At 26.3% G+C, this 798-nt stretch carries 1 protein-coding gene; it reads right to left on the reverse strand.

What is annotated here, in order from left to right:
- The coding region (locus HZY91_RS10780; protein WP_197116271.1) for a hypothetical protein at positions 1-798 on the reverse strand (798 nt) is incomplete at both ends.

A 798-nucleotide genomic window follows, 5' to 3' on the forward strand; every position in this document is an offset into this window, starting at 1 on the left:
CTGCATTTACAAACTTATAAATAATCTCTTGATAAACTGTTCCTAACATTTGCGCATCAGAGAATTTTCGCCCGGTAATTTCTGCTTTTCCTTCTGATTTCAAATATGAATTTATCAATTTAAATTCATCATTAATAATATTGTATTTGCCTGTTTTTGAGTTTTTACCATCGATGAAAATATGCGGATGAACTCCAACATTTTGTTCTTCTTCATTAGCGATTTCATCGCCATGAAAAACGATAAGTTTGATTGGATAATCTGGTAAATACGTTTTATAAAATTTGCTAATAATACTCATATAATGAATAGGTTTAATATTATCAACAAGTTGATTAATAGGAAATTTAAAGAACGTTTCTTGAATGGCGGTTTTTTTTAAACTAAATTTACTATCAGATTTTAAATCAACAACTTCATTATTCAATGCAATGTATTTATCTATGCAATTTATCTTTTGCTCAATTCTTTTAACGTCAAAATTTCGAATTAATCCAGATGAATCTGGAACAATATATCCATCAGAATTTAATAAATCTTGAAGAAACTTCGTAAGAAGTTCATCCTCATTTTTTTTAATAAGTTCTTTGATTTTATAGGCTTGTTTTGAAAGATTTGAATTTATTTCAACAAGTTCTTTTTGTTCTTCTTTTACTTCTAGCAAAGGAGAGTAAATAGAATTAAAAATATTCTTTCTCTCGTCAATTGATAGTTTTGACATATTAGAAACTTCACCGTTGAAAAAAACATAGTTCTTATTAATTAAGTCTTTGTTAAATTCAAGTTCATCTTTTTGAA

Source organism: Facklamia lactis (genome assembly GCF_015863205.1).
Lineage (GTDB): Bacteria > Bacillota > Bacilli > Lactobacillales > Aerococcaceae > Facklamia > Facklamia lactis.